Annotated in this window: 5 protein-coding genes and 1 pseudogene; 3 read left to right on the top strand and 3 right to left on the bottom strand. The window is 72.0% G+C overall.

All coding sequences use genetic code 11. From position 1 onward, the window contains the following. Both ON36_RS14905 and ON36_RS14900 read right to left on the bottom strand, forming a co-directional pair. Nucleotides 1–1,179, bottom strand: a pseudogene (locus ON36_RS14905) (TIGR02677 family protein); the annotation flags it as partial. Nucleotides 1,180–1,204: 25 nt separating this feature from the next. Beyond that, complete coding sequence (locus ON36_RS14900) at nt 1,205–2,398, bottom strand: NsdA family TPR-like regulatory protein (protein WP_245558083.1); 1,194 nt, start codon at nt 2,396–2,398, stop codon at nt 1,205–1,207. Nucleotides 2,399–2,580: 182 nt separating this feature from the next. On the opposite strand from ON36_RS14900, the gene ON36_RS14895 reads away from it, so the two are divergent. Continuing rightward, a complete protein-coding gene (locus ON36_RS14895; protein WP_043652994.1) occupies nt 2,581–2,889 on the top strand; it encodes a hypothetical protein in 309 nt (102 codons plus the stop codon). 50 nt (nt 2,890–2,939) lie between these two features. Here ON36_RS14895 and ON36_RS14890 read toward each other — a convergent pair whose 3' ends face one another. After that, nucleotides 2,940–3,824 carry a PAC2 family protein gene (locus tag ON36_RS14890; RefSeq protein ID WP_043652991.1) on the bottom strand — a complete coding sequence of 295 codons (885 nt, stop codon included), beginning with the start codon at nt 3,822–3,824 and terminating at the stop codon, nt 2,940–2,942. A gap of 300 nt (nt 3,825–4,124) precedes the next feature. On the opposite strand from ON36_RS14890, the gene metH reads away from it, so the two are divergent. Continuing rightward, nucleotides 4,125–7,721, top strand: a complete 3,597-nt coding sequence (gene metH, locus ON36_RS14885; RefSeq protein WP_043652989.1) for a methionine synthase — start codon at nt 4,125–4,127, stop codon at nt 7,719–7,721. 382 nt (nt 7,722–8,103) lie between these two features. Further along, a partial coding sequence (locus ON36_RS14880) for a serine/threonine-protein kinase (protein WP_043652986.1) occupies nt 8,104–8,860 on the top strand: 757 nt, incomplete at its 3' end.

The raw sequence follows: 8,860 nt of genomic DNA, 5'->3' as shown, positions 1-8,860 counted from the left end.
TCTCGGCGAGCGTGCGCGAGATCTCCAGCGGCGGGCGCCTCCCACCAGGATCGCCCGGGGGGATCAGCTCGGCTCGGGGTGCTCGAGCGCCAGGTGCCGCGGTCTGCCCAGCCCGAACACCGTGTCGTAGAGGGCGTGGGCGGCTTCGGCGCTCGGCGCGTCGACGAACCAGGCCGCCAGGTGCCGCAGCGCCGACTCGCGGCTGATGCCGCCGCGCCGGGTCTCGGTCACGCGGCGCAGCAGTGACAGCACGGCCGCGATGGCGCTCATCGTCGCCTCGCGCAGCCGGTCCGCCTCGGTCGGCTCGGCGCCGTCGGCGCCCGCCGCCGCGACGAACCAGGTGCGCAGGCCCTCCCACCGGGCCCGCCAGTCGGCCTCGCGCTGGGCCGGGGTGAGCAGCACGCGTTCGTCACAGCTCGCCGCGCGCGCGACGAGCTCGGCCACGCCGGTCCGCTCGATCTCGGTGATGGCGGTGGCCAGCCGGGGCGCGAAGCGCGCCAGATCCATGCTGAACTCGCGCATGTGCGCCAGCAGCGCGTCCTTGTGCGCCAGGAACGCCTCCGGGGTGATCTCGGTGGTGCGCACCAGATCGCCCAGCGACAGGTAGAACTGCGCCGCGCGCGTGGCCATGTCGGTCAGCGTCGCGTCCAGGCGCCGCAGCGTGGTGTAGACCCGCTCGGCGTCGCCGTCGGTGTTGGCCGCGGCCAGGGTCCGGAGATCGGTCAGCAGCTCCGGCAGGACCAGCCGCGACAGCGACGCCTCGCCGACCCGCGCCGTCAGCACGCCCGCCACCGCGCGGTAGGCCTGGAACCCGGCCTGGGAGAACTGGTAGACGTAGTGCCGGTTGCGGTATTCGGCCAGCGTGGCGGCGCGGGTGCCGTCGTAGCTTCGTTCCAGCACACCCCAGCGGTGCAACTGCTCGAGCAGCGCCCCGATCTCGGCCGCCGGGAGCGGCACCCCGCCCGCACCGGCCGCGCCGCCGGATTCCTCGCGGGCGATCCACTCGGCCACGTCGTCGGCGTGCAGCAGCACCACGTAGGCGGCGCGGGCGCTGTCGAAGGCGCGCAGCACCCGCAGATAGTCGGCCCGTTTCTCCGCGGTCGCGAACGAGAACATCCGCAACCGTTCGTCCCACACGTCGGGTACGGCGCCCGGCAGTCCGTCGGCGGTCTCGGTCACCGGGGCAGCCTACTGGCAACCACCGTCAGCAGGCGTCGAGGGCGCGCAGTTCGTCGAGGAACGCGTGGGTCCGCGGATCGCCGGGATGGCGCTCGATGATCTCGCGGGCGGCCTCGCCCGCGATCCAGGCCAGCGACGGCAGCGACGTGCGTCCGGTGGTGAACGCGGCCAGCCCCTCGGCCACCGCCCGTTCCAGGTCGTGGTCGCGCACCGCGACCACCGCCAGGGTCAGCCGCGCCTCCGAGACCCGCATGGGATTGCGCACCGAGCCGTCGGGGCGGGTCGCGTCCCGGATGACCTGGCGCGCGAACCGCTCGGCCGGCCCGTCCTGCCCGGCGACCCGGCACGTGTCCATGGCGTAGAAGTCGAATTTGGCGGCGTCGACGACGAAGTGGTTGTCCAGGTCGGCCGGATGGGGGAGCCGCGACAGGATGGCCCGGCCCTCGTCGAGTGCTCGCTGCACGGCCCGCCGGTCGCCGAGGCGCGCCCACGCCTTGGCCCGCTGCGCGGCCAGCTGCACCCCGACGCCGAGGTCGGCGGTACCCGCCGCGGCGCCCTCGGCGACCTCGATCGCGCCGCGGAAGTTGCCCTGGGTCAAGGCGAACCACGCCGACATCTCCGCGGCCCAGCCGACGATCTCGGCGTGCCCGGCCTCGGCGCCGAGCGAGTGCGCCGCGCGGCGGGTCGCCTCCGCGGCCGCGCGCCGGCCGAGGTCGTAGTCCAGGCAACCCACCAGCAATGCCACCCGGCCGGCGAGCACGAGGATCTCGCGGTGCTGGGCCAGGGTCAGCCTGCCGTCGAGCAGCGAGGTGATGCGGCGCAGCCACGCGGTGGCCTCGGCGTGCAGGCGCGCCGGGTCCGCGTAAGCGTATTCGCAGCACAGTCTTTCGGCCGTGATGCGGACCGCGTCCAGCGTCGCGGGCGAGACGTCGGACATGCGCAGCCTGCCGACGAATTCCAGGGTGTCCAGGCCCGTTGCCGAGAGCAGCTCGTCGTCGCGGTTGATCCGCGGCTCGGGGAAGAAGGCCGCGGTGACGGTGTCGAAGGCGGCGGCGATCAGCGGCGCGTAGAAGTCGTCGGGTCGCGCGTCGCCGGATTCCCATCGGCGCCAATTGCGCAGCAGCGTCTGATCGGTCGGCAGAGTGTGGGTGGACCGGGCGCGCATCGCCCGGACGGCGTCGGCTTGCGACCACCCCCTGGCATCGCGTTCCGAGCGCATCCGGACAGCCCAGACGGGTCGATCGTCGGTAGCGGCCACCCCTGTAGTATCCCACCAGTTAACGATCGGTGGCCCGAATAGGGCACGCAGATGTCACCTCCGGTGACCGCTGCGCGGGTGGGCCACCGTCACCCATGCTGGATGCACGTGTTCGACAGCGGTCCAATCCAACGGAGGTTCGGGTGGAAGCGTTGATCTATGGGTACCTGCGTGACGATCTGGCCGACGGCCGGAGCGAGGCACTGGAGGAGTCCTTCCGCGACCTGGCGCGGTCGGAGGGACTGTGTTTCGCCGCGACGTTCCGTGAGTCGATCGACGGTGACGGCACCGCCTTCGCCGAGCTGACCGCCGAACTCGGCCGCGCCGACGCCCATCACGTGGTGGTGCCGTCGATGGATCACCTGGCGGGCCAGACGATTCCGCGCGAGCTACTCCTGGCCAAGCTGGCCAGCGAGGCCGAGGCGAAGGTCCTCACCCTCGATCGCTGCTGATCCGGGCGAGGGCGCGGGCCGTGGCGGCGCGCGCCCTCGCGCCGGTGCCGTCAGAGGCCGAAGCTGCCGGGACCGCGCCTGCGCAGGTACTTCTCGAACTCCGCCGCGATGGCGTCGCCGTCGATCTTGGCCATCGTCTCGTTGAGATCGAGTGCCGCGTCGCCGCGTTCCTCGAGCGAGCGCACGTACTCGCTGATCTCCTCGTCGCCGACGGTCATCTCGTTGACCGCCGACTCCCACTCCTCGGCCTGGGCGGGCAGCTCGCCGAGCGGCACCTCGATGTCGAGCACGTCCTCGACCCGGTGCAGCAGCGCGATGGTCGCCTTGGGGTTCGGCGGGGTGGAGACGTAGTGCGGCACGGCCGCCCAGAACGAGACCGCGGGCACGCCCGCCTTCACGCACTGGTCCTGCAGGACGCCGGTGATGCCGGTGGGACCCTCGTAGCGGGTCTGCTCGAGGTTGAACCGCTCGGCCGCCTCCGGGCTGTAGGCCGACCCGGTGACCGGCACCGGGCGGGTGTGCGGGGTGTCGGCCAGCAGCGCGCCGAGGATCACCACCGTCTGCACCCCCAGCTGCTCGATGAACTCGAGCAGATCGGCGCAGAAGCTGCGCCAGCGCATGTTGGGCTCGATGCCGCGCAGCAGCACCACGTCGCGGTCGCTGCCGGGCGGCGAGCACACCGACAGCTGGGTCGAGGGCCACTGGATCTCCCTGGTCACCCCGTCGACCTGGCGCACCGTCGGGCGGTTCACCTGATAGTCGTAGTAGTCCTCGGAGTCGAGCTCGGCCAGCGGCTCGGCATCCCAGAGCAGTTCCAGATGCTCGACGGCGCCGCTGGCGGCGTCGCCCGCGTCGTTCCAGCCCTCGAACGCGGCGACCAGCACGGGATCACGCAGCGTAGGCAGTTCCGTCTCAGGGGTATCGGCTGCTTCCACCCGCCCAGCCTAGTGGCACGCGGAACATTTCACAGGCGGGGCCGCGATGTGTCGCCCGGAGCCGGTCCGGCCTGCGCGGATGCCCGCGCCGACGGGTCCGGCACGGGCGTACCGGAGGGCGGGGGCGCGCCGTGGCGCCGGGGCCGGGCGCCCGGTGTGGCGGAACCGGAACGGCGCGAAGCGGTTTCGCGCCGGACGACCCCGCGCCACGCCCGGGCGGCGGCCGGGAGCTGTGGCCCTGACCACCCGAAACGGCCGCACCGGTCCGAGGCGTCGGTGCCGCCCACTACTCTTGGGTACATGTCTGCGTCCTCACCCATCGGTTTCGACACCACGCTCCTCGACACCCTCGCCCGGCGTGTCGTCATCGGCGACGGTGCGATGGGCACCATGTTGCAGGCCGCGGATCTGACGCTCGACGACTTCCGCGGCCTCGAGGGCTGCAACGAGATCCTCAACGACACCCGCCCCGACGTGCTGCGCCACATCCACCGCGCCTACTTCGAGGCGGGCGCCGACGCCGTGGAGACCAACACCTTCGGCTGCAACCTGCCCAACCTGGCCGACTACGACATCGCCGACCGCATCCGCGACCTGTCGGAGAAGGGCACCCGCCTGGCCCGCGAGGTCGCCGACGAGATGGGCGCCTCGGCCGACGGCACCCCGCGCTACGTGCTCGGTTCCATGGGGCCCGGCACCAAGCTGCCCACCCTGGGGCACGCCCCGTTCGCCGCGCTGCGCGACGCCTACACCGAGGCCGCCCTCGGCATGCTCGACGGCGGCGCCGACGCGATCCTGGTCGAGACCTGCCAGGACCTGCTGCAGGTCAAGGCCGCGGTCAACGGGTCCAGGATCGCCATGGAGCGCGCGGGCAGGCGCATCCCGATCATCACCCACGTCACCGTGGAGACCACCGGCACCATGCTGGTCGGCAGCGAGATCGGCGCGGCGCTGACCGCGCTCGAGCCGCTCGGCATCGACATGATCGGCCTCAACTGCGCCACCGGCCCCGACGAGATGAGCGAGCACCTGCGCCACCTCTCGCGGCACGCGCGGATCCCGGTCTCGGTGATGCCCAACGCGGGCCTGCCGGTGCTGGGCGCCCACGGCGCGGAGTACCCCCTGACCCCGGAGGAGCTGGCCGTCGCGCTGCGCGGCTTCGTCTCCGAGTTCGGGCTGTCGCTGGTCGGCGGCTGCTGCGGCACCACCCCCGAGCACATCCGTCAGGTCGCCGAGGCCGTGCGCGAGACCGAGCGGTCGCTGCCGCCGATCGCCGAGCGCCGCGCGCCGGTGCACGAGCCCGCCGTCTCCAGCATGTACACCGCGGTCCCGTTCGAGCAGGACGCCTCGGTCATGATGATCGGCGAGCGCACGAACGCCAACGGTTCCAAGGCCTTCCGCGAGGCCATGCTCGCCGGCGACTGGCAGAAGTGCCTCGACATCGCCAAGGACCAGACCCGCGACGGTGCGCACATGCTCGACCTGTGCGTCGACTACGTCGGCCGCGACGGCACCGTCGACATGAGCGAGCTGGCCTCCCGGCTGGCCACCGCCTCCACCCTGCCGATCATGCTCGACTCCACCGAGCCGCCCGTGCTCGAGGCCGGCCTGCAGCACCTGGGTGGCCGCTGCGCGGTCAACTCGGTCAACTACGAGGACGGCGCGGGCCCGGACTCGCGCTTCCAGCAGATCATGCGCCTGGTCGCCGAGCACGGCGCCGCCGTGGTCGCGCTGACCATCGACGAGGAGGGCCAGGCCCGCACCGCGGCCAAGAAGGTCGAGATCGCCGAACGCCTGATCGACGACATCACCGGCAACTGGGGCCTGGCCGAGTCCGACATCATCGTCGACACCCTGACCTTCACCCTGGGCACCGGCCAGGAGGAGTCCCGCCGCGACGGCCTGGAGACCATCGAGGCGATCCGCGAGCTCAAGCGCCGCCGCCCGGCGGTGCAGACCACCCTCGGCCTGTCCAACATCTCCTTCGGTCTCAATGCGGCCGCCCGCCAGGTGCTGAACTCGGTCTTCATGCACGAGTGCGTCGAGGCCGGGCTCGACTCGGCGATCGTGCACGCCTCCAAGATCCTGCCGATGAGCCGGATCCCCGACGAGCAGCGTCAGGTCGCCCTCGACCTGGTCTACGACCGCCGCACCCCCGACTACGACCCGCTGCAGAAGCTGATGGAGATGTTCGAGGGCGTCTCGACGGCCTCGTCCAAGGCCTCCCGCGCCGAGGAGCTGGCCGCGCTGCCGCTGTTCGAGCGGCTCGAGCGCCGCATCGTCGACGGCGAGAAGGCTGGCATGGAGGCCGACCTGGCCGAGGCCATGCAGACCGTGCCGCCGCTGCAGATCATCAACGAGACCCTGCTCTCGGGCATGAAGACCGTCGGCGAGCTGTTCGGGTCCGGCCAGATGCAGCTGCCGTTCGTGCTCCAGTCGGCCGAGACCATGAAGTCCGCGGTGGCCTTCCTCGAGCCGCACATGGAAGCGACCGACGACTCCGGCAAGGGCCGCATCGTGCTGGCCACCGTCAAGGGCGACGTGCACGACATCGGCAAGAACCTGGTCGACATCATCCTGTCCAACAACGGCTACGAGGTGGTCAACCTCGGCATCAAGCAGCCGATCGCCACCATCCTCGACGCGGCCGTGGACAAGAAGGCCGACGTCATCGGCATGTCGGGTCTGCTGGTGAAGTCGACCGTGGTGATGAAGGAGAACCTGGAGGAGCTCAACAGCCGCGGGGTGGCCGAGCAGTTCCCGGTGCTCCTCGGCGGCGCGGCGCTGACCCGCGCCTACGTGGAGAACGACCTGACCGCGGTCTACGACGGCGAGGTGCACTACGCCCGCGACGCGTTCGAGGGCCTGCGCCTGATGGACGAGATCATGACCGTCAAGCGCGGCGGCGGCCTGGATCCCGACAGCCCCGAGGCGGTCGAGGCCCGGGCCAAGGCCGCCGAGCGCAAGGCCCGGCACGAGCGCTCCAAGCGGATCGCCGCCGAGCGCAAGGCCGCCGAGGTGCCGGTGGTGGTGCCCGAACGCTCCGACGTGGCCGCCGACCTGCCGGTGCCGGTGCCGCCGTTCTGGGGCACCCGCGTGGTGAAGGGCCTGGCGCTGCAGGAGTACTCGGGCCTGCTCGACGAGCGCGCGCTGTTCCTGGGACAGTGGGGCCTGCGCGGCCAGCGCGGCGGCGAGGGCCCCAGCTACGAGGAACTGGTGGAGACCGAGGGCAGGCCCCGGCTGCGCGCCTGGATCGAACGCCTCTCGACCGAGGGCGTGCTCCAGCACGCCGCGGTGGTCTACGGCTACTTCCCGGCGGTCTCGGAGGGCGACGAGGTCGTCGTGCTCACCGAGCCCGAGCCCGACGCCCCCGAGCGCTATCGGTTCCGGTTCCCCCGTCAGCAGCGCGACCGCTTCCTGTGCATCGCCGACTTCATCCGCTCGCGGGAGAAGGCGCGCGAGACCGGGCAGGTCGACGTGCTGCCGTTCCAGCTGGTCACCATGGGACAGCCCATCGCCGACTTCGCCAACGAGCTGTTCGCGGGCGACAACTACCGCGACTACCTCGAGGTCCACGGCGTCGGCGTGCAGCTGACCGAGGCCCTCGCCGAGTACTGGCACCGCCGGGTCCGCGAGGAACTGACCCTCGAGGGCTCCGCGATCGCCGAGTCCGACCCCGACGACGTGCAGGACTTCTTCAAGCTCGGCTACCGGGGCGCCCGCTACTCCTTCGGGTACGGCGCCTGCCCGGACCTCGAGGACCGCGCCAAGCTGGTCGACCTGCTCGACGCGGGCCGCATCGGGGTGGTGCTGTCGGAGGAACTGCAGCTGCACCCCGAGCAGTCCACCGACGCCTTCGTCCTGCTGCACCCGGAGGCGAAGTACTTCAACGCCTGACCCGCCCGCACTGTCTCGGACGGTTGTGAGTCTGGTCACGCCCCCGCGCCGGTGTCCGGCCGGGAAACGCACCGTGACGCCACGGTGCGTCCCGGCCGGTCGCGGCGGTGCCGAGTCGCGCCTGCCGGTCGCCGGCCGGGGAACCCGTGCGGAAACGGCTGTCGGCCTGCGGTTTCCGTCGGCGTGGTCCACCATCGATGGGGGTGCCCGCACGTGCCCGGCACCCGGGGAACGACGTCGTTCGTCCCGCCCGGAAGGCACCGTCGCCGACCAGGTCGCCCGTCCAGGGCAAAGCAGTTCAGCACGTAGGATTTTCGGAGTTTCACCCCGCCACGCGCAGAGGGTAGGACGACTCGGCCGGGCGAGCAGGAGGGGCACGTACATGACGTCGGATCGGCTGATCGCCGGACGCTATCGACTCACCGACCCGATCGGCACCGGGGCCATGGGTGTGGTGTGGCGGGCCACCGACGTGCGCCTGCGCCGCACCGTCGCGGTCAAGCAGCTGCTGCTGGCCCCCGGCCTGACCGGATCCCAGGCCCTCGAGGCCAAGCTGCGCGCCATGCGCGAGGGCCGCATCGCCGCCCGGCTGCACCACCCCAACGCCATCACCGTCTTCGACGTGGCCGAGGAGGACGGCCAGCCCTGGCTGGTCATGGAGTACATGAACGCGCCGAGCCTGGCGGTGAAGCTCGCGGGCGGAGCCACCCTCCCGCCGCTCGAGGTGGCCGGGATCGGCGCCCAGGCGGCCGCGGCGCTGGCCGCCGCGCACAAGGCGGGCATCCTGCACCGCGACGTGAAGCCTGCCAACCTGCTCGTCGGCGACGACGGCACCGTGAAACTCACCGATTTCGGCATCTCGCACGCCACCGGTGACGTCACCGTCACCGCGACCGGCTTCCTGGCGGGCACCCCGGCCTATCTCGCGCCGGAGATCGCGCGCGGGGAGAACCCCGAGACCGCCTCCGACGTCTTCGCGCTCGGCTCGACCCTCTACGCCGCCGTCGAGGGCACCCCGCCCTTCGGCGAGGGCGACAACCCGCTCGCGGTCCTGCACGCCGTCGCCCGCGGCACGGTGCCCGAGCCGAAGAAGGCGGGCCCGCTCGCGCCGGTGCTGATGTGGCTGCTCACCGTCGACA

The sequence above is a fragment of the Nocardia thailandica NBRC 100428 genome, from assembly GCF_000308795.1.
Classification (GTDB): Bacteria; Actinomycetota; Actinomycetes; order Mycobacteriales; family Mycobacteriaceae; genus Nocardia; species Nocardia thailandica.
This window is presented reverse-complemented; position numbering and strand designations above follow the sequence as displayed.